Raw genomic sequence first — 21,090 nt, forward strand, 5'->3', positions numbered from 1 at the left:
TAAGACTATTTTGACAATTTTAGGAGGGTTTTGATGAAAAAGAAACAATTGACGGCAATTGCACTGAGCACGGCGATGTTCACGTCAGCGATTGCGATGGCGCCAGGAGTTACAAATGCGAAAACAACATACAAAATTGTTAATGGAAAATTAGTAGATGTTAAAACGAAAAAAGTAGTTAAAGGGTATAAAACGTACAACGGTAAGTTATATAAAGACGGCAAGTTATTTAAAGGAATTTACAAAAATACTTATTATAATAAAGGAAAGAAAGCTTCGTATTGGTATAACGATGTGTATTACCATCAAGGAAAGCCATATACGGGATACTCAGGGCAGCAAAAATTACGCTTTAAAGACGGTCTACCATTAACAGGGGAATACAATAAAATTCTTTTTGAAGATGGCAAGCGATTTAATGGGTGGAAAGATAGCAAGTATTATTTAAAGGGGCATTTAGCAAATGGAAATGTCACGATTAATGGTAAAACCTATAAATTCAAAGATGGCGTTAAACAGGATTTTTCATTAACGATTATGCATACAAATGATACGCATGCGCACTTAGATAGTGTGGCAAAACGTGTAACAGCAATTAATGAAATTCGTAAAGATAATCCAAGCAATGTGTTATTAGATGCAGGTGATGTATTTAGTGGAACGCTATACTTCAATGAATTCAAAGGACAAGCGGACTTAGAATTTATGAATATGATGGGCTACGATGCAGCGACTTTTGGAAATCATGAATTTGATTTAGGGTCATCTGCTGAAGGACACCAAGCATTAGTAGACTTTATCAAAGACGCCAACTTCCCGTTTGTTAGTGCAAATGTCGATTTTTCAAAAGATGATAAATTCAAAGGCCTATTCTCTGACTTGGTAAGTTCGAATCCAGAAAAAGGTCAAATTTATACAGGTATTATTAAAGAAGTTGACGGGCAAAAAGTGGGGATCTTTGGCCTGACAACAGCGGAAACAAAAGATATTTCAAGCCCTGGTTCAATAGAATTTAACAATTATATTGCAGAAGCGCAAAAAGCGGTAAAAGCATTTAAAGGACAAAATGTCGATAAAATTATTGCCTTAACACATATTGGTTACGATGATAGCCCGGTATATGACAATGACCAAATTTTAGCGAAAACAGTTAAAGGAATTGATGTCATTGTAGGTGGTCATACCCATACGAAATTAGATCAGGTTGTTACCGTTGATACAGATAATGATAATAATGAAAAAGCGCCAACTGTTATTGTTCAAACAGGTCAATATGGTGAAAATTTAGGGAATTTAAGTGTGACATTTGATAAAAAAGGTGAAGTTACTGCTTCTGAACAGCATTTAGTAAATGTTGCAGAAAAAGCAGAAAATCCAGCCGCTGCGGAAAAATTAAAACAGTATAAGGATCGTATTGCTGAAATTAGTAATGAAGAAACGGGCGTAGTGGCAGAAGAAGAATTAACGAATCCACGTGCATCCGCTACATCTACAGAAAGTGTTCGCGCAAATGAAACGGCACTTGGCGATTACATTACAGATGGCATGCTAGCAAAGGCAAAAACATTAAACAATAAAGTCGTATTAGCACTTCAAAATGGTGGGGGAATTCGTTCGTCGATTAACGCAGGTCCGATTACAGTCGGTGAAGTGATTGCTGTACTACCATTTGGTAATACGCTAGCGACGGTTGATATTTCAGGAGCAGATTTACGTGCAGCGTTAGAGCATGGTGTAAAAGATTCGCCAAAAGAAAGTGGTGGATTCTTACACATTGCAGGTGGTAAATACACATTTGATTCATCTAAACCAGCTGGCTCACGTATCGTATCATTCCAAATTAAACAGGGGGATGATTATGTAGATGTCAAGGATGATCAAACCTATACAATTGCAACAAACGCCTTTACTGCTAAAGGTGGAGATGGCTTTGCAACATTTGAAAAAGCGTATGCCGATGGTCGAGTACAAGATCTAGGTTTATCTGATTGGGAGAACTTTGAGGAACAATTAAAATCATTAAAAACTGTGAATAATAAAACAGAAGGACGTATTATTGACGTTGCAAAATAAAAAATAAAAAATGCCTGTTCAATTTGATCAGGCATTTTTTTATGGAAATTAGCCGTGCTACGGACATTAATTTTACTAAGCTATATATGAATAGTAGAGCAATAATAGTTGACTTATACGGATGGGGGTATTATGATAAGGGCATTAATGAACAAGGTGGTGGTTCGATGCAATACGATGCAAAAGCTATGAATCGTTTAAAACGTATCGAAGGTCAATTGCGTGGTGTTCTTCGAATGATGGAAGAAGGCAAAGATTGTAAGGAAGTCATTACACAACTGAGTGCAATTCGTTCAGGTGTTGATCGTACAATTGGCGTTATTGTAACAGATAATTTATTAGAATGTATTCGTGAGAACGAAGGCGATGATGATAAAATGAATGAGGTCGTGCAAGAAGCAATTACGCTTGTCGTAAAAAGTCGATAAAGAAAAGCGTTTTCGAAGAGTTTTCTTTGGAAATGCTTTTTTTTGTGGGGAAATTTGTCTTAATAAATAATAAAAGGGTATAGTTTAATTGGTAAAAAATACAATTTTAGGAGGGTTTATAATGGGGCTGCCAACAGTAGCATTAGAGAATGGGGAAATAATTGCATATCGTCATCGCCCAGGAACAGGGGACAAAACAATTGTACTGATTCATGGTAATATGACATCGTCACTTCATTGGGATACGGTAATGGAAGCGCTAGATGAAAAGTATACGATTTACGCTGTAGATTTAAGAGGTTTTGGGGAATCCTCTTATAGTAGAGAGATTGAGCGCATTGAGGATTTTAGTCATGATGTGGAAGAATGGATGGCTAAGTTAGATTTACGTAATGTAACATTGGTCGGCTGGTCAACAGGTGGTGCAGTAGCGATGGATATGTGCATAGATGATACAGAGCATCGTATCGAAAAATGCATTCTTGTGGCATCAGCATCAACGAGAGGGTATCCATTTTTCTTACAGGCGCAGCAGCGTATAGCAGAAACTAAAGAAGAAATTATTCATGATCCATTTGTGACAGTGCCTGTTGAGACCATGCAACGTATGAAAAACTATGCAGGTATCCAAGCAGTATGGGAGCAATTAATTTATACGCATTATAAACCAGATCACGATCACTACGGAAAGTATTTACGCGATATTTGTACACAGCAAAATTTAGGTGATGTATATTATGCACTACACACATTTGATATCACAGATGAAATCGATGAAATTCAAGTGCCTATGTTAATAATTTATGGGGATAGAGATTATGTTGTATCAGAAAAAATGACCCAGGAGATTATTACAGATTTTGGAGGTAAAGCAAAAGTTTTAAAAATTAAAGATTGTGGTCATTCGCCGATGGTTGACCAATTAAACATTTTAACAACAGCAATTCAAAAATTTATAAATTAAATACGAAATTTATTAGGAAACTGTAATAGATGTATGGTATGGTATTAAGGTACAGATTCTGTATAAATCGCTTACGCTTCTCTCACCCAATGAGAGAAGTTTTTTAATACATAAAAATATAAAGAAAAAGCCCGCCACCTGGGGAGTGACGGGCTTTTTCTTTATTTAGGGAGAATATAACATGGGTAAGAAGTTTATATTCTTACTAATCATTATATTCCCACACTACATAATTTGAAACGTAAATATTCAGATAATAAGCACGATTTACTTTTTGTTTACATGTAAATGTGTTTATTTTTTTACGGTTTATACTTTGAATGCATCATCCATTTAACAAGTGGTTGTTGCCAAGAGCGAATAAAAACACCTAAAATTTTCCCTATAAATAATGCCGCAATAATTGTACCGATACCGATAGAACCTAGTTGATGAACAGTTAGTAGGCAGACGATTCCTGCGATAATAACATTTAAAAGGTCACTTGTTACTTTAGCTTTACTAAATGTCATATTGAAATGGTCGCTGATGGCATAGGTTAAAGCATCGTAAGGCATCATTGGTAAGCGAGCAGATAAGTATCCAAGTAAGCCAAATGATACGACAAATAAACTAGCCATTAAATAAACGACGCGCAGTAGCATTGTTTCAGGCATTGGCAAAAAGGCTTGAACGAGCCAAAGAGTAAAATCAGCAAAGGAGCCGAAAAATAATGTAATAATAAATTGTGCTAAATAAGAACGAAACTTCCATTCACGTGTAATGATAATTTGAATAATAATAAATAAGACGTTGGCGATAATAGTAGTTAGCCCAACAGAAATTCCTGTTGCTAATGTAAAGGCATAAGCAAGTGAGGATACAGGCGAGACACCAAGGCCTGCATAAATAGAAAGGCTGATGCCAAGTGTTAAAATAAACAGCCCGCTTAAATAAACGGTTACCTGTTTAATTGTTCGATCATAATGTTTCAAAAAAAAGCCTCCTGTTTTAAACTGTCACTCATAGTTAGTATAAACTGTAAATATTAATATGAAAAATATATAATTTAGTCATAAAACATATAAAAAATATATAATGAGGTGAGAAAAATGGATTTAAAACAGTTGCATTATTTCACGGAAATTGTGAAGCATGGAAATATTTCGAAAGCAGCAGAGGCCTTGCATATGGCACAGCCACCCCTAAGTCAGGCATTAAAGAAATTAGAGCTAGAACTTGAAACGACATTAATTGAGCGTTACCGTACAAAATGGTCCATAACAGAAACAGGGCAGTATGTATTTGAACAGGCAGAGGCATTAAAATCACGTATGGGAATTATGCGTCGAACAGTAAAGGAGATTGAATTGGGCGAAGCGGGTACATTATCAATCGGACTTTCGACTGCATGTGCGCAGCTTTGTGTAGGTTCATTAAAAAAATTCAAACAGCAATATCCAAATGTATTTTTAAATATTCAACAGGGTAGCTCACATCAAATGGAAGAAAAACTTCGTGAAAATGATATTGAGTGCGCGATGATGTTAAAGCCCTTGTATGATCATGATTATGAAATGCGCACTTTGTCGCGAGAGATTTTTGTGGCGTTATTCCCAGAAAATTGGTCGCTCTTAGAAAATCATGTGAGCTTAGCTGAGTTACATACGATGCCATTGATTGTTTTAGGGCGTATGGAAGGTTATTCGATGTATGAAAATGTTTTAAATGCTTTTTATGAAAAAGGCTTAAAACCAAATATTGAAATTGAATGTCATGATATCGGTCTTGTACAATCTCTTGTGAAAAAAGAAATGGGGATTGGTGTTGTGCCACTGATGGGGGTGCAGCAAACGCCAGGAATTCAAATTGTACCAATTGATGACCTACATCTTATTTTTGAACCGGTTGTACTCCACCGTAAAGAAAGAGAATTATCACCAAAAGCACAGCACTTTTTAACGATTTTATTAGAGGATTTAGTAGAAGGGGGAACAATAAAAAAGAGGCTTTGACATACATGTAAAATAACTGCTCCCATGAGCATAAGAAAAACCGGAATCGCGCTGTGGCGCGGTTCCGGTTTTTCGTTGTGAAGACTAAAAAAGGAATATGACGTGTTTTGCCTCAGCATTTTCTAGGTCATTGAATTAATAATAACCTGTGCCTTTTCAATTGTTGCTAGACCCTGAGAAAATCTTTTAAAGGCGTTAGGTAGCGCATGAATTGTTTTTGTTTCGGTAATGGTTTCAAACTGAGTAGTAGCATCAATATATTATCTGAGGCCTTTTTTATAAAGTAGTAAATAATTTGTTTGCTGTGAGGATAAATTTTCATTTTCGATTAATGAATTAATCGAGTGAATACGTTCCTTTAATAGCGTAGATAATTCATTTGTGGCGATTTGTAGTGAATGAAAGTCTTTTGCTTTTGCGAGTTGTTGTAAATCATCAATTTGCACAGTAAGTGAATCACCGAAACGCTCAGCATATGTGAGTTTTGCTAAAAATTGTTCATCAGTTAATGTTTGTGACAATGGTGTAGTAGAGCATTGTTGGAGCTCAACAGATAGCTTGGCCCCTTGTATAAACGCGACACCTAATAAAGAAATTAGTAATCCTACTATAAAACCGGTTATTAATTTTCGCTTTTGTTGTTTTTGTACGTAACGAACGCCGAAAATTGTGACGACAATAAATATAGCACCCAGTAGTAATGTATTTTCGAGTGTTTGACTCATCACATATCTACCCACCTTCTTTTTAAAGGAATATATGATTAACCATTACCGTTATAACATGGCACGAAACGATGCCAATATGTTCTTTCTTTACTGTTTAAAGGGTGATTAGAAGGGAGTAGAAAATTACTGATTAATGAGTTAAATGGTCCTTTTAATAGAAGCTAATCACTTGACTTATAATGTGCTTTTAGATAAGTGTAAATTTTCTTTACTGTTAAACATTCCTAATTAATACAAGTATTCTTTAGTGTTAAAATAAATAAGTGATTTTCGTTGACATGGGATTATAAAAGATGGTAACTTACAGGCGTAGGCAATATCTACACATATATAAGGAGGCTATTTAACATGGCACGTTTAGAAGGTAAAGTAGCAATTATTACAGGCGCAGCACAAGGTATGGGTGCGGCTCACGCAAAATTATTCATTGAAGAAGGCGCAAAAGTAGTTTTAACAGACTTGAACGAAGAAAAAGGTCAACAAACTGCCGCTGAACTTGGCGACAATGCAATTTTCGTGAAACAAAATGTTACAAGCGAAGAAGACTGGAAATCAGTTGTAGATAAAGCAGTAGAAGCATTCGGTAAAGTAGATGTTTTAGTAAATAATGCCGGTATCACAATGGCAAAATCAATTTTAGATATGACACTTTCAGATTACCGTAAAATTGTTGAAATCAACCAAGTATCTGTATTCTTAGGTATTAAAGCAGTAGCACCAGCTATGATCGAGGGTGGCAAAGGCTCTATCGTTAATATTTCATCTATGAACGGCTTAGTAGGTGGCGCTGTCGGTTATACAGATACAAAATTCGCTGTACGTGGTATTACAAAAGCAGCAGCTCTTGAATTATCTCGTAAAGGTATCCGTGTAAATTCTGTACACCCAGGTGTTATTGCAACACCAATGGTTGTTCAAGAAGATACAAAAGCAGCCGTAGAAGAATTTTCTAAACATATTCCAATTGGCCGTGTAGCAGAGCCTTCAGAAGTTTCAAACTTAGTATTATACTTAGCTTCTGATGAATCTAGCTACTCAACTGGTTCAGAATTTGTTATTGATGGCGGTTTAACTGCTCAATAATCTAATATAGAGAAAAGAGACTGGCCCTAATGCCAGTCTCTTTTTTTATGTGAAAATAGTTCATTTGTTGTGTTAAATTATAAGAAATATTAAAAAATATGGTAAAATAAAAGGATTAGAAGGCTTATGAGAGGATGAGACTAATATGAAGGAACGAATTGTTGTTGTAGAAGATGACATAGATATTTTAGAGGTTTTATCAATCTATATTGAAAATGCTGGCTTTCAATTATTCAAAGCATCAACAGTAGCAGATGGAGAACGTATTATTTTGGAGAGTAAGCCGGACGTCATCGTATTAGATGTGAATTTACCTGATGGTACAGGTTTTGAATTAGCTAAAAAAATCCGCAGTAAGACGAACGCGGTGTTAATTTTTTTAACGGTAAATGAAATGATTGATTATAAGTTAATGGGATTTGAAGTAGGTGCAGATGATTATATGACAAAGCCGTTTATTCCGAAAGAACTTGTCGCAAGAATTCAAGCGCATTTAAAACGTCGTACTTCCAATCAAGATGCGAATGCGTTAACATTTGATGATTTAACGATTCAATTAGATGAAAAAGAAGTGTACCGTGCAGGAGAACGAATCAATTTATTTACGAAAGAGAAGCAATTACTGTTTTATTTAGTCGAAAATCGTACGCGTGTCGTAAGTTCAGAGCAGTTGCTTAATACAATTTGGGGCTATGATGGAATTGTTGATCCGAAAACATTGTCTGTACACATTAGTACATTGCGCAGGAAAATTGGTGATTCATCAACGAAACCAAGATGGATTCAAACTATCCGAGGTTTTGGCTATAAATTTAATGAATAAGTTTGAATTTTTTGCGAATAGGAGTGCTATTGATGGTTAAGAAAACGGAATATATGCCGCAGCTATTGCATCGTAAATATATAGAAATCTATGAATCAATGATGGTGTTACAAGTGATTCCGGATGTTACAACCTTACAGCAGGCACAAGAAAAATTACAATATGTAAAAAAGAATACGGAGCAGTATCCATTTTTGTTTCAACCACTCAACGTGCTTGAATTTAATGGACAATTTTTATTTTTATATGAAGATTTTACGGGCCAATCCCTTCGTCAACTGTTGTTGTCAAAACTGTCATTAAATCAAGTATTGCAAATTGTAATCGCTATCATTGCTGCAACTGAAAATTTGCATCAGCAAAATACGATATATCAGTTGATTAATCCATCCCATATTTTTGTGAATCCACAAACCCTTGAAGTGAAATTATTGGCGCCTGAAACATTAGTACAAGCGACAACAGAGGTAGACTGGGCTTATTTGGCACCAGAACAAACAGGGCGCATCGATCAAAAAAGTGATGAACGTGTGGATTTATATGCAATTGGGGCATTACTTTATGAAATGATTGCCGATAAGCCCCTTTTTGAAGCGGATACAGAGCAAGAATATGTATTTGATATTTTGACAAAACAAGTTGATCACACGGTGATTGTACAAAAAAGTCGTATGCCGATTTTAGGAAATATCGTCCAAAAATTAATTGCAAAGAGTTCGGGTGAGCGCTACCAAACAGCAAGTAGTTTAAAGTATGACTTAATTCGTGTTTTCGAAGCGCTTGCACAAGGGAAAATGAATATAGATTTTCAGCTTGCTGAAATGGAACAACACTCGGATATGATGGTTGATTCAAAATTATATGGACGTACAACAGAGAAGCAAATGCTTGAACGCGCATTTCAACGTGTTGTCAAAGGGGATGGTCAAGTTGTCTTTTTGGTGGGTGCATCAGGGACTGGAAAATCTTCGCTTGCAAAATCGATTATGGAACAAACTTTTTATACAAAAGGATATTTTGTTGAAGGGAAATTTGATCAGTTAAAAAAACAGCATACGTTCGATCCAGTTGTGGCCCCTTTTCGCGATTTATTAAAACAAGTGTATTTAGCAGGTGATGCCGAAATTTCACGTTTTAAACAAGGTATCAAGCAAGTGGATTTAATCGTTATGGATAGTTTGCTTCAACTCATTCCAGAATTATCCTGGTTCATATCAAAAACAACGAAAATTATTGATGACCGCGAACAAGCAACACAACAAATTTATGCGTATATTTTTTCTTCATTGCAAAAATTACTTACTGTTTTTGCAACGAAGAAGCGCCCGCTCGTATTTTTTGTTGATGACTTACAATGGGCGGATGATGTTGTTGTCGATTTGTTTAAGAAAATTTGTGCATATCATGATAGTGGCTATTTATTATTTATTGTAGCTATGCGTGATGAGGCATCTACAAAAAATCGTCTTATGGAGTGGCAACAAGAATTAGAAAGTTATAGCACTATTCAATTAGGATTACTGGAGCTTTCAGCTATTGAAGAATGGGTGAAAGCAGTATTAGGCGAAGGTCCGACTGCATATGAAATCGCTAAATATTTAGCGCGTTTAACACAGGGCAATCCATATTTTATTGCTGAGGCTTTTCGAATGCTATTAAAAACAAAGATTCTTTTTTATGAGGCAGCGACTGCAAGCTGGCATTATGATGCCCAAAAATTAAATGGTATTGTGACGAGTGACGGTTTATCAGAATTTATTACCCGACGAGTTGATTTATTGGAGCCGCATTTAAAATATATTTTGCAAACAGCTGCTTGTTTTGGGCAAACATTTGAATTTCAATTATTACTGAAGTTGTTAGATGTTCCGTATTATAATTTACTAAGTGATTTACATATATTAATGGAGCGTGGGTTTATACGAATGCGCAGTGTATACCAACGTACGCTACCAAATGAAAAACAACTATTCCAGTTTGTTCATGATGGTGTTCAACAGGCCGTTTATAATTCTATCCCTGAAACAGAGAGGATGTCGATACATTTTTCGATTGGAAAACTATTGCAAAAAGAAAATAATGGTGTGGAATTATTAGAAGAAATTGTGCGACAACTGAATTACTGTAAGAGTCGTTTAAGTACGATTGAGCATGAGCAGCTGGCATTATGGAATCATCAATTAGGTGTTCTAGCAAAGTCGGCTGGGCTTGTACAAAATGCACGTTATTATTTTTTAGAAAGTAAAACATTACTCCCTACAGACTGCTGGGAACGGTTACGAGTGGAAACTTTGCAAATTTATATGGATCTTGCAGAGTGTGAAGGTGTATTAATGCATATAGACGAATCGAATGACTATATGAATGAGGCGTTGACTCATGCGGAAACAAAGCTCGAAAAATTACGCGTATATTATTTGATGACACGTATGCATCAAGAACATGATTCTTCAGATAAGTTAATTGATATTGGGTTTCGTGCATTAGAACTTGGCAATATGAATATTACAAGATCAGTTAAAAAATTAGATATTGTTAAAGAGTTTGTAAAGGTAAAGTGGGCATTACGTCATAAAACAAATGAGGATTTATTAAATTTGCCCGCCATTGATAATGAAGAGATTGATATTCTTATACAAATAATGATTGCATTTAGTCGGCTATCTTCACATCCGAATATTTCAGCGATGCTATTTTTACGTTTACTTCGTTTACAGTTGAAATATGGTGCTTCTACACAGGCGCCTATCGTTTATTGTAATTATGCATTAATACTCATTTCAGGGTTTGATGATATTGAAGGTGCGCTACGTTTTGGAAGTCTAGCAAAAGAGTTAGCGGATGCTTCGGAGGATATTTATATTAAGGCGCGCGTATATTTTATTTATAGTATTTTCCTACATCATTGGCAGCATGATTTACCATCAGCTATTGAATTAATGCGCCAAAGCCAGTTATGTACAAATGAATTAGGGATGAACTATATTACGACATCGCATTCTTGTTTTGTTTGTAATACACGGTTTTTATCAGGTGATTCACTAGCAGATGTGCAACAGGAAATCGTGACTCAACAGGACCGTTATGGTCAGCACCCGAATCCTTTAGCAGAGGACTTTTTAGCAGAATTGCAGTATTGGATTGAAGCGTTACGAAACGGTGAGATTGTACCTGAATATCATATGCCGATTACGCTTGAAGATGAGGCGATGGTGAAAGCTATGCATTATATCTTGCGTATTCAAATGGCCTATTTCTTTAATGATCGTATAGCACAAGAGGAATTGCTCATGGAGTTAGAAAAACAAAAGCATGAAATTATCTCACTACCAATTGCACCATATTACTATTTCTTTAGAGCATTACATCAATTTAATCGACTGCGAGAGGATATTTTACCGCGTAAGGCGTTGTTGAAGGCTGTACGTGAAATTAAGGAAAGCTTATATAAATTTAAAACTTGGAGTACCAAAGCACCGCATCAATATGAGCATTTATACATGCTATTGGTGGCTGAAAATGAGTACCGTAAACAAATGTATGAGGAAGCAGCATTACGATATGATCGTGCGATTCAATTATCAAAAATTTATCACTATGTTCACCATGAAGCGATTTTTTATGAGCGTGCAGCACGTTTTTACCATAATCAACATGATGAAAAGAAAACGCAGCGCTATGTAGCTCAAAGTATTCAAAAGGTACGTTTATGGGGGGCATCAGTTATTGCAGAGCGCCTCGTAGAACTATATACGCATTATATTTTACCAGAAGGAACAACAACATCGAATGTGCCGGTTGATAGATTGGCTATATTTGAAGCAACAGAATCATTAGCACGTGAAACGACGATTGAAGAGGTTTATGAGCGCCTACTTAAATTATTAATGCGCCAGGCTAATGCGACGGCAGTCCATTTTATTAAAAAGCAAGAAGATGAATGGTGTGTCACAGCCTCTCTTTTAAGAGAGCAAGGACCAATACAATTAAATATGATTACAAAGCCATTAACGGCAGCGCAGCTTGTGATGATTCATGAAGTGCAGCAGCGAACACAGCCACTTATATTGCGTGAAAGTACGGATGAGGAAATTCGTTTATATGATAATACAGCAAAAACATTAATTTGTATGGCAATTCAATATAAAGGAGAAACGAGGGCTTTTTTATATTTAGAAAATCAGTATGTTGAACATGTTTTCCAAGTTGTTGATATGGATATTTTACGTCAGATTGCCTTGCAGTTATTAATTGCAGTTGAAAATGCGGAAGTATATGCAGATTTAGAAAATCGAGTGACATTGCGTACAAATGAGTTAGAAGAGAGAAATATGGATTTACAAATAGCGATGGGGCGTCTTGAAATGAGTGAACAGGAGCGTAAACAACTACTACAAAGTGTCTCCCATGAGCTACGATCACCAATTACTTCTACACTTGGCTATATTGAAGCAATTTTGGATGGTGTTGTAACAGATGAACAACAGCAAATGAAATATTTAGAACGCAGTAAAATGCGGTTATTAAATTTGAATGAGTTGATTCGTGATTTATTTGATTTAGCAAAATTAGAAGCAGGGCGTTTAGATTTCCATTATACACAGTTACCGGCACAACAATTGTATGAATCTTTATGCTATAGCTATGCAGAGGATGTTGCAAGGGCTGGGTTGATATATGATACAACAAGCACTGTTTCTGCAGAGATTTTGGTTGTAGTAGATGTAAAACGAATCGAGCAAGTTTTTGTTAATTTAATGACAAATGCGCTGAAATATACAGATAAAGGATATATTTCATTTAGTATGTATGTTGAAGATGAGTATGTCATATTTGAAATTAAAGATAGCGGCATCGGCATTCCAGCGAAGGATCTGCCTTATATTTTCCAAAGTAATTATCGTGCGAGCAATAGTAAGCATCGTGATTCACATGGTATTGGATTAGCTATTTGTAAGAAAATTGTAGAAGAACATAAAGGAATGATCGAAGCAAAAAGTGAAGAATCAGAGGGTACATGTATTCGATTTAAGTTACCGACCGATAATGAGTCTTTAGACTATAAATAATTAAGTAAAAGATGTGCTGTTTAACGTTGTTTTAACCTTTGAAGAATATAGTCTATATACAAACTATATCTAATAGGAGGGGTTTTAATGGCAGTGGCACAAAAAAGCTACGAATACTGCACCGTTCATACTGTGTGTTCAGGAGACGAATTATATAGTGATTTACGAGTTGAAAATCAAGTTTGGATGCGTAGTGGGCATATTTTAACAGAACATGAAATTGAGTTTTTGAAAAAAAGAAATATCAGGACTATTTGCGTGAAACGTAGAAAATTTAATGACATAGACGAGTCATTAAAATCTGTGACGGATTTATTTTTCCAGGCAGTTGGCTACAACAGCTTAGAGATGCGTTATGGTCGTACATTAAAGGATTCAACAGATATTCAATTTATTAAAGAGTTATTTTTATCATATATGAAAAATGCGCAGTGGCGAGAGCACTTCTTAATGCTGAAAGATTTTGATGGGTATTTGTATAGACATGCGACAGATGTTTTTACACTGGCAACATTATTTGCAAAGCATGAGAACATGCCAAATATTTCTCAATTTGCAATCGGTTATTTACTATATGATATAGGAACAGTCTATACATCGTTACTATTACTGCAAAAAAAGGACCCATTTACGAATGCAGAGAAACGTGTCGTGCAGCAACATGTGGAACGAGGCGAGATAATGCTTGAGTCACTAGGGCTTGAGCATGTTTCACATTTTTCAAAGCAACATCATGAAAGAATAGATGGAAGTGGCTATCCGTATGCACTAACAGAGGAAGATTTATCAGTAGAAGTGCAACTACTACAAATTGTTGATACGTATTCTGCACTTACAATGAAACGTGCGCATCAACCAGCAATGTCTGCATCAGAGGCTTTTGAGCATATGTATCGCCTTGGTACACAATTTAACAAGCAATTATTAAATCGTTTTATCGAGTTTATTGGTATTTATCCGAAGGGTTCCATTGTTGAATTAACAACAGGTGAAAAGGCTGTTGTAGAAGCCAATAATGAATTGATGCAGCTTTTACCACGCGTACGAACAGCGCATAAATCAATGATTTTGCCAATGGATTTAAGTATTACGATTAAACGTTTAGTGTCATATGAAGTAGATACGGCAAAAGAATTATTTACGCATTTATCGAATTATTTAATTAAAGGTGATACACAGCACGTACAACGCTATTATGAACAACTAAAATTATGCTATGAATGTAAAGATTGGAGCACGCAAATTTTTATTCCAATTTATCATTTACTACAGATGCTAAAACGCACAAATTATTTACAAACAGAGCATTTACAACATGCTTTGTCAAAATTACAGCTGCTATTAGATGATACATTACAGCAATTTAGAAATGAAAATGTTAAAGAGCCGACATTATTAATGACAACGAATACACTTGAAAATCCAACACTTATTAAAATTTTCAAAAGCTTATTATATACACAAGGTTGGTCTGTGTATGCGAAATCAAAAGAATCTTGCGAACAAGTGTTGGAGCAGATGTATCTTGAGCATATTATTACAATTGGGGATCATCCGTATCAATTTTCTACTAAGCAACAAAATTTTCATCTAACAGAACCTCAGTTAAATTCACTATTGGAGTATTTTTCTGGTAAATATATGACAGGAAAGGAACTAGAAACTTATTTGAAAAAGTATAAAAGACCTATTTAAATGGGTTTTTAGTTCTATTTTATTAAATAATCTGATAATTTAACTATTTTTTAACCTTTTTCTCTTATTGTAGAGTGTAACAACGTCTATAAAGAAGGGAGAAAGAACGTATGCAACTACAGTTAACGAAGGCTTATCGCCATGTGAATGTTTTAAGCTCTGGAGATATTATTTGCGAAAATGTAAAAGATGAAAAAAAGTTATTATTGCGTGCAGGCAGAAAATTAACAGGCCGTCTTATTTATTTGTTGAAACTGCATCATATTCGCTATGTCTATGTAGAACAGTCTTTACCACATCAATATGATGTCGAAACACGTACGTTTTTGACAGAATTTTTTACAATGATACGTGCAAATAATGAAAGAAATCGCTATGCACATTTATTTTTGAATAAAGAATATAGTTGTGTGATTCAAACATTATTAGCTGCGTATTTACAAGATACTAGATTGCGTGAGGCGATGCAGCATTTAATGCATCACAGTATGTTTTCTCAGGCTGTAGAACAGTTTTCACTGGGCACACTGTTAGCAAAACGTATGGGAATGGAACGCTTAGGGATACGGCAATTGCCTATCTCTTAATACCTTGCGAAGCACTTGATGATACGTATTTAAAGGGTTATTTTGAACGAATTGGACTTGCACATCTTTCACATATTCTAAACTATCACTGTATAGAGCAGCCCACATTAGATGTTCAGATTTTACAGGTCGTCCATACGTATGTTACGATGACGCGTGAAAATCCAATGATTTCTTTGCAAGAAATTTACCATTTAATGCATAAACAAAATCGTTGGAGTGATGAGTTATTGTATCATTTTCGGGAGCTCTTAGAAGCGGGGGAACGAAAAAAAGAAGGTTTTATGCAGTCGACGCAAACAACAACAGTGGCGACACAAGCATTGCCGGTACGTACGACTATTACATTATGTAAAATGGAGTCACCAGATTATGAACGACTACTATGTTTATTGCATTATGTTGTAGAGGAACAATATGAGCAAGCAACGACATATGTCCAAGAACTATTAGCGAAATCGACACCAGCAGATTGGTTGACGATGATTGTTATGCCGTTGAAGCAGCTTATTGAGGCGGGGGCATATGCACCGGCTGTGGAGCGCTTTATTGATGATTTATTAATATCGTTATTAAAGGAATTACGCTTACATGGCGAGCAAAAAAATGTGGCCCTACTCATTATTAATAAGAAAATGAAAAACCCACAATTATTAGCACTACTTGAAGGGATTTTGCGTACACAAAAACTGACGGTTTATCGGCCACCTTTTATTAAATCGGCGGCACAAATCGAGCGCCTTAAAGAGCATTACGAGGCGCAGCATATTATTGTCGTTGGTCATGCACCACAACTTGCAACAAATCCAAAGCATTATTACGAATTGCATGAAAATCAATTGGCGAGTCTATTGTATAGCTTAGCGGGTGAGAGAATTCGTGATTATGCATTTATGAAAAAGTTAGATAGATATGATAGGTTGCAGACCGAGAAGAACTAATTTTCGGTCTTTTTTGTTGACTTCTAAAGGTTTCTATTTTATAGTAAGTTACTAATAGTAATTAAATAATAAAAAATTAAGGGAAATATAATCATGACAACTTATCATAAAAAACCAAATGCATATGTGTCACATGTGCAATTAAGTGTATCAAATTTAGCCCGTTCAATTGAATACTATACAACAATTATTGGCTTCACTGTTTTAAAGCAAACAGCAACAACTGCTTACTTATCAGCAGATGGCAAAACAAGTCTTGTATCGATTAATGAAGTACCAGAGGCGGTATCAGCAAAAGGTTATACTGGGTTATATCATTTTGCATTACTTTTACCAACACGCAAAGATTTAGGAAATTTTGTGCAGCATTTTATTGAATATGATGTACGTATCGGTGCAGGTGATCACGATGTGAGTGAAGCACTTTATTTATATGACCCAGATGGTAATGGTATTGAAATTTATGTGGACCGTCCAGATACCGAATGGCAATGGGATGATAATAACCAAGTGTATATGACAACGCGTGAAGTTGATTTTACGTCAGTTCTTGCGGAGGCAGATGGACAATATAATGGCTTACCAGCAGAAACTGTAATGGGGCATATTCATTTATCTGTGGCAGATTTAACGCAAACAGAAAATTTTTATACAAATGTATTAGATTATGAAGTGGTGACAAGATATGGTCGCCAGGCGTTGTTTATTTCAACAGGCCATTACCATCACCATATTGGTTTGAATACATGGAATAGTGCAGGGGCAAGTGAGCGTCCTCATAATGCAGTTGGTTTAAAATCGTACACAGTCGTATTGAAAGATGTAGCCTATGCGGATACGGTAGCAGGGCAATTAAAAACGGCTGGGTTTCCTGTTGAAGCATTTGAAGAGGCACCCGCATTTGGTGGTGAACAACGCTTTTCAACAGTAGATCCAAATGGCATTCGTATTATTTTTACAATTGATGAGAATTAAAAAAACGCACAAATAGGTATGTGCGGCTAAAATATAGTGGAAAAGAATCACAGCAATGTGGTTCTTTTTTTACGTTAGCTTAGTGCTTTGACCATTAGCTCACACACCTCAGCACAGCGTGTACAAGCTTCTTCACATTTACGACAATGCTCATGATGCTCGGCGTGTTTGGCGCATTCGTTTGCGCAGGCATGACAAATTTCAGCGCAAAGAGCACAAAGTTGCTTTGCGAAGGGACTATTTCGTTCTAGCGCACTTGCAGTAGCATGACAAAAATCCGTACATTCTCGTGTTAATCGAATGCACTGGGCAACCATTGTGACATCCTGTTCTGCTAGGCATAAATCAAAGCAACGATTTGCAATTTTTGCTGTTGCGACACATTCTGCACTACATGTTTCCATATCCATATCTTAAACACTCCAATCTTTTTCTATTGTCAATCTCTTCCCGTCCTCTTGCAATTTAAACAAAAACAGGTAAAACTAAAGAAAAGGAGATGGTTTATAATGAAAGCAATTATTTTTGATGTAGATGGCACAATGCTAGACACAGAGCGTGCACAGCTGAAGGCGCTTCAACAAGTATTAGAGCAACATGATTTGATGTATACGATGGATGAGCTGCGAGTTGTTTTTGGTATTCCAGGTAAAGATGCATTGAAGCGTTTAGGTGTAGAGAATATTAATGAAGTACATAAAGAATGGGATAAAGCAGTCGAAGTTTATATGGACGAGGTACAATTATTTTATGGTGTCGAAGAAGCTTTAAAGACATTAACGGCACAGGGTGTAAAACTAGGAATTGTAACGTCTAAAACACGCGTACAATTTGTGAATGAATTTCAGCCGTTTGGATTGAATGACTATTTTGCATCTATTATCACAGCAGAGGATGCACCAAAGACGAAGCCGGATCCAGCGCCATTACAACTTTGTTTAACGGAGTTAGCAGTAGCGCCAGCAGAAGCGATTTATGTTGGAGATACGATTTTTGATTATCAATGTGCGAAAGGGGCAAGTGTTCCTTTCGCGCTAGCATTATGGGGTGCGCATTCAACAAAAGGAATGGACGATGCGGCGTATCGTCTTGAAACAGCTGAAGAGATTACAAATATTATTGTTTAAGCACTTCTTCTTGAGGTAACAGTACAACGAGGAAGGTGATTGAATGAATTCGACAAAAAAATTAGCAGATGGCTATGATATTCCATCCATTGGTTTTGGGACGGTATTTATGAAAGGTGAGGACTGTGCAAATAATGTAGCGCAGGCAATCAGACATGGTTATCGTTTAATTGATACGGCGATTCGTTATGACAATGAGGGAGCAGTCGGTGAAGGTATTCGCCGTTCCGGAGTTCCACGTGAGGAATTATTTGTGACGTCTAAATTACGTGCACAGTTTTATAAAGATCCTGACGTTGCACTCGAAATGATTGAAGAATCACTTTATCGTATGGGATTAGATTATTTGGACTTATATTTATTACATTGGCCAAATCCAAAGCAAGATTTATACGTACAGGCATGGCAGGTTTTAATTGAGGCGCAAAAACGCGGACTTGTCCGTTCGATTGGCGTGTGTAACTTCATGCCAGAGCATTTAAATCGTTTAGAAGATGAAACGGGTGTCCTTCCGGTCGTTAATCAGATTGAGTTGCATCCTTACTTTTCACAAGAAGAGCAACGTGCATTTGATGCATCTAAAGGCATTATTACCGAAGCATGGAGTCCACTTAGCCGCGGACGTACAGTTATCTATGATGAGACATTAAAGGCTATTGCGGCGGAAAAAGGAAAGACAGTTGGTCAAATCATTTTACGTTGGCATTATCAGTTAGGTGTTATCGCGATTCCAAAAGCAGGTTCTGAGGAACATCAGCTTGAAAATTTAGCGATTTTTGATTTTGAATTGTCTGATGAAGATATGCAAAAGATTAATGCGCTAACACAAGAAAATGGACGCATTGATAATCAAGATCCGAGGGAGTTTGAGGAATTTTAACCTAATAATTGTTTAGCTGAAAAATAGGCTAGAACATATGTGTAAAAATAACCGCTCCTAGAAATATAAGAAAAACCGGAATCGCACGGTGGCGCGGTTCCGGTTTTTCGTTGCGAACGCTAAAAAAAGGGAAATGACGTATTTCGTCTCAGTCTCTTTTTAGTCTATAAATCTCGTGCTTTTTTAATACGCTGCTTATCGACATACATCGCGTCATCTGCAAGCTGATAATAATATTCAAAATGAGCTGATACGTCAGCGTGTACAATAGCGTAGCCAATACTTGGTGAAATAATAAAGGATAGGTCTTCATACTGGAATGGATTTGACACAAAGCGAGTCCGTAAATCATCTACAAAACGCATCGCAAATGCCTCGTTACTATCAGGTAAATAAAGCACAAACTCATCGCCGCCTAATCGTGCTAACTCATGTGTTGGCTGTGCAGCATCGCGTAGTAGTTGTGCAGTATACTGTAGCACATAATCACCAATTTTATGGCCGTACGTATCATTAATTTGTTTGAATGAATTTAAATCCATTAAAATCAATGTGCCCATTTTTAGGGTGTTGATTAAGTTCGTCACTTTTGGGATGAAGTATGCGCGATTTGGCAAGTGAGTTAATTGATCTTCATAAGCGAGTTGATGTAAGCGCTGCTGTTGCTTCATTTCTTCTGTCATATCAAAATAAGATAAGTAATAAAAATAATGATGCTCCTCTTCTAAAATGGAGGCATTGACAGATAAAAAATACGCATCATCTGAAAAAGGGTCTTCCATACGAACAATATGATTCGTTAAAATCCCTCTTTTTGTTAATAAATCATAAATTGGCCCACTATGGTTGAGCGATAAATCATTAAAAAAAAGCTGATGAACAATATTTTCGACGCCATACTGTTCAATGGGTTCTCGCGCATTGTCGTTAATTTCAGAAATACGGAATTCATGGTCTAAAATAACGATACCAATCGGTGCCACCGTGATAAGTTCACGATAACGATTGGCGATGCTCGGCGATAGCTCTAGGTGAACCATGCCAGCGCCAACCGCTAATATGCAGGCTACTTGAATGTACATCGACATAAATGGAAATGTTGTTTGAGGTGGAAGAAGCCATTCCACTGTGTAAAATGCACCGATAATAATAATGAGTACACTTGAAAAATAATAAAACATTTTCTTTTGAATGCCGCGACGGATTTTTAAAGCGATATAGCTGGCAAAACCAAGCAGGCCCAATAAGAGGATTGCCGATAAACTATAAACAAGTGATATAAACGGTGTCATCGTATTTTGGAGCCAAATATTCCCGTTTTCAAAGCCTGTCGTTGGCAGGGGTGCAAAAAACGCACCGATAAAAACTGCTGCTGCAGGAGCGTAAAAAATAAAAGGTGCAAACGGAATCCGTACTTGATTTAAGTTACGAATGAGCCAATAGGCAAGGTGCATTAGGGCGCTAAGTGATAAAATGCCAATCGGGGCATGCACATAATTTGTTAAATACGGATGGATGGTTGGCTGTAAATGCGCAAAAAATATACTAATAAACGACACCATATAGCAACAGCAGATAAAGGCAATTAGTCGATTTTCTAGACTATGCAACCCGCGCGTTAATACGAATAAACTTAAACAAATTAAAATGGCTACTGGTAATAAAAAGGCACAGCAGTAAATTAAAAGCGTGGTCGCATCATACGTCAAAAGATTCACCCCTT

Annotated in this window: 17 protein-coding genes; 13 read left to right on the forward strand and 4 right to left on the reverse strand. The window is 36.3% G+C overall.

Going from position 1 to position 21,090, the window contains the following annotated elements; genetic code table 11:
• The first annotated feature begins 33 nt into the window (after window positions 1–33).
• The 3 genes from ACFSY7_RS07635 to phaZ all read left to right on the forward strand — a co-directional run bounded on the left by ACFSY7_RS07635 (window position 34) and on the right by phaZ (window position 3,465).
• The gene (locus ACFSY7_RS07635; protein ID WP_380147430.1) at window positions 34–2,073 is read left to right on the forward strand and encodes a bifunctional metallophosphatase/5'-nucleotidase; all 2,040 of its coding nucleotides are present in this window, start codon (window positions 34–36) and stop codon (window positions 2,071–2,073) included.
• A gap of 167 nt (window positions 2,074–2,240) precedes the next feature.
• Window positions 2,241–2,501, forward strand: coding sequence for a metal-sensitive transcriptional regulator (locus ACFSY7_RS07640; protein ID WP_126991666.1), 261 nt, complete (start codon window positions 2,241–2,243; stop codon window positions 2,499–2,501).
• 121 nt (window positions 2,502–2,622) lie between these two features.
• The gene (phaZ, locus tag ACFSY7_RS07645) at window positions 2,623–3,465 is read left to right on the forward strand and encodes an intracellular short-chain-length polyhydroxyalkanoate depolymerase (RefSeq protein WP_126991531.1); all 843 of its coding nucleotides are present in this window, start codon (window positions 2,623–2,625) and stop codon (window positions 3,463–3,465) included.
• 302 nt (window positions 3,466–3,767) lie between these two features.
• Here the strand turns inward: phaZ and ACFSY7_RS07650 are convergent, their stop codons facing one another.
• Complete coding sequence (locus ACFSY7_RS07650; RefSeq protein WP_380147431.1) at window positions 3,768–4,439, reverse strand: YczE/YyaS/YitT family protein; 672 nt, start codon at window positions 4,437–4,439, stop codon at window positions 3,768–3,770.
• A 117-nt stretch (window positions 4,440–4,556) separates the two neighbouring features.
• Between ACFSY7_RS07650 and ACFSY7_RS07655 the strand changes: the two genes are divergently transcribed.
• The gene (locus ACFSY7_RS07655; protein WP_380147432.1) at window positions 4,557–5,459 is read left to right on the forward strand and encodes a LysR family transcriptional regulator; all 903 of its coding nucleotides are present in this window, start codon (window positions 4,557–4,559) and stop codon (window positions 5,457–5,459) included.
• Between the two features lie 260 nt (window positions 5,460–5,719).
• Here ACFSY7_RS07655 and ACFSY7_RS07660 read toward each other — a convergent pair whose 3' ends face one another.
• Window positions 5,720–6,184 carry a hypothetical protein gene (locus tag ACFSY7_RS07660; protein WP_380147433.1) on the reverse strand — a complete coding sequence of 155 codons (465 nt, stop codon included), beginning with the start codon at window positions 6,182–6,184 and terminating at the stop codon, window positions 5,720–5,722.
• Window positions 6,185–6,535: 351 nt separating this feature from the next.
• On the opposite strand from ACFSY7_RS07660, the gene ACFSY7_RS07665 reads away from it, so the two are divergent.
• The 7 genes from ACFSY7_RS07665 to ACFSY7_RS07695 all read left to right on the forward strand — a co-directional run bounded on the left by ACFSY7_RS07665 (window position 6,536) and on the right by ACFSY7_RS07695 (window position 17,360).
• A complete protein-coding gene (locus ACFSY7_RS07665; protein WP_126991527.1) occupies window positions 6,536–7,270 on the forward strand; it encodes a glucose 1-dehydrogenase in 735 nt (244 codons plus the stop codon).
• A gap of 145 nt (window positions 7,271–7,415) precedes the next feature.
• Entirely contained in the window at window positions 7,416–8,093 is a 678-nt protein-coding gene (locus ACFSY7_RS07670; RefSeq protein ID WP_380147434.1) for a response regulator transcription factor, read from the forward strand.
• A gap of 32 nt (window positions 8,094–8,125) precedes the next feature.
• Window positions 8,126–13,162 (forward strand): AAA family ATPase, encoded by a 5,037-nt coding sequence (locus tag ACFSY7_RS07675; RefSeq protein ID WP_380147435.1) that lies wholly within the window; start codon window positions 8,126–8,128, stop codon window positions 13,160–13,162.
• An 87-nt stretch (window positions 13,163–13,249) separates the two neighbouring features.
• Entirely contained in the window at window positions 13,250–14,857 is a 1,608-nt protein-coding gene (locus tag ACFSY7_RS07680; RefSeq protein ID WP_380147436.1) for an HD-GYP domain-containing protein, read from the forward strand.
• Between the two features lie 110 nt (window positions 14,858–14,967).
• On the forward strand, window positions 14,968–15,444 hold the full coding sequence (locus ACFSY7_RS07685; RefSeq protein WP_380147437.1) for a hypothetical protein: 477 nt from the start codon (window positions 14,968–14,970) through the stop codon (window positions 15,442–15,444).
• 149 nt (window positions 15,445–15,593) lie between these two features.
• Window positions 15,594–16,385 (forward strand): hypothetical protein, encoded by a 792-nt coding sequence (locus ACFSY7_RS07690; RefSeq protein ID WP_380147438.1) that lies wholly within the window; start codon window positions 15,594–15,596, stop codon window positions 16,383–16,385.
• Between the two features lie 93 nt (window positions 16,386–16,478).
• On the forward strand, window positions 16,479–17,360 hold the full coding sequence (locus ACFSY7_RS07695; protein ID WP_380147439.1) for a VOC family protein: 882 nt from the start codon (window positions 16,479–16,481) through the stop codon (window positions 17,358–17,360).
• A 74-nt stretch (window positions 17,361–17,434) separates the two neighbouring features.
• Here ACFSY7_RS07695 and ACFSY7_RS07700 read toward each other — a convergent pair whose 3' ends face one another.
• Window positions 17,435–17,770, reverse strand: a complete 336-nt coding sequence (locus tag ACFSY7_RS07700) for a four-helix bundle copper-binding protein (RefSeq protein ID WP_380147440.1) — start codon at window positions 17,768–17,770, stop codon at window positions 17,435–17,437.
• Between the two features lie 99 nt (window positions 17,771–17,869).
• Here ACFSY7_RS07700 and ACFSY7_RS07705 point away from each other — a divergent pair, with 99 nt between their 5' ends.
• Window positions 17,870–18,487, forward strand: a complete 618-nt coding sequence (locus tag ACFSY7_RS07705; protein WP_380147441.1) for an HAD family hydrolase — start codon at window positions 17,870–17,872, stop codon at window positions 18,485–18,487.
• 43 nt (window positions 18,488–18,530) lie between these two features.
• Complete coding sequence (locus tag ACFSY7_RS07710) at window positions 18,531–19,367, forward strand: aldo/keto reductase (RefSeq protein ID WP_380147442.1); 837 nt, start codon at window positions 18,531–18,533, stop codon at window positions 19,365–19,367.
• A gap of 164 nt (window positions 19,368–19,531) precedes the next feature.
• On the opposite strand, the gene ACFSY7_RS07715 is transcribed toward ACFSY7_RS07710, so the two are convergent.
• A complete protein-coding gene (locus ACFSY7_RS07715; RefSeq protein ID WP_380147443.1) occupies window positions 19,532–21,076 on the reverse strand; it encodes a diguanylate cyclase domain-containing protein in 1,545 nt (514 codons plus the stop codon).
• Window positions 21,077–21,090: the final 14 nt, after the last annotated feature.

It is taken from the genome of Kurthia populi (assembly GCF_042686175.1).
In the GTDB taxonomy this organism is placed as follows: domain Bacteria; phylum Bacillota; class Bacilli; order Bacillales_A; family Planococcaceae; genus Kurthia; species Kurthia populi.

Bases quoted from the DNA above. Each gene is read 5' to 3' on its own strand.
- ACFSY7_RS07635 (WP_380147430.1), top strand. From the start codon at position 34: ATGAAAAAGAAACAATTGACGGCAATTGCACTGAGCACGGCGATGTTC.
- ACFSY7_RS07640 (WP_126991666.1), top strand. From the start codon at position 2,241: ATGCAATACGATGCAAAAGCTATGAATCGTTTAAAACGTATCGAAGGT.
- phaZ (WP_126991531.1), top strand. From the start codon at position 2,623: ATGGGGCTGCCAACAGTAGCATTAGAGAATGGGGAAATAATTGCATAT.
- ACFSY7_RS07655 (WP_380147432.1), top strand. From the start codon at position 4,557: ATGGATTTAAAACAGTTGCATTATTTCACGGAAATTGTGAAGCATGGA.
- ACFSY7_RS07660 (WP_380147433.1), bottom strand. From the start codon at position 6,184: ATGAGTCAAACACTCGAAAATACATTACTACTGGGTGCTATATTTATT.
- ACFSY7_RS07665 (WP_126991527.1), top strand. From the start codon at position 6,536: ATGGCACGTTTAGAAGGTAAAGTAGCAATTATTACAGGCGCAGCACAA.
- ACFSY7_RS07670 (WP_380147434.1), top strand. From the start codon at position 7,416: ATGAAGGAACGAATTGTTGTTGTAGAAGATGACATAGATATTTTAGAG.
- ACFSY7_RS07675 (WP_380147435.1), top strand. From the start codon at position 8,126: ATGGTTAAGAAAACGGAATATATGCCGCAGCTATTGCATCGTAAATAT.
- ACFSY7_RS07680 (WP_380147436.1), top strand. From the start codon at position 13,250: ATGGCAGTGGCACAAAAAAGCTACGAATACTGCACCGTTCATACTGTG.
- ACFSY7_RS07685 (WP_380147437.1), top strand. From the start codon at position 14,968: ATGCAACTACAGTTAACGAAGGCTTATCGCCATGTGAATGTTTTAAGC.
- ACFSY7_RS07690 (WP_380147438.1), top strand. From the start codon at position 15,594: ATGACGCGTGAAAATCCAATGATTTCTTTGCAAGAAATTTACCATTTA.
- ACFSY7_RS07695 (WP_380147439.1), top strand. From the start codon at position 16,479: ATGACAACTTATCATAAAAAACCAAATGCATATGTGTCACATGTGCAA.
- ACFSY7_RS07700 (WP_380147440.1), bottom strand. From the start codon at position 17,770: ATGGATATGGAAACATGTAGTGCAGAATGTGTCGCAACAGCAAAAATT.
- ACFSY7_RS07705 (WP_380147441.1), top strand. From the start codon at position 17,870: ATGAAAGCAATTATTTTTGATGTAGATGGCACAATGCTAGACACAGAG.
- ACFSY7_RS07710 (WP_380147442.1), top strand. From the start codon at position 18,531: ATGAATTCGACAAAAAAATTAGCAGATGGCTATGATATTCCATCCATT.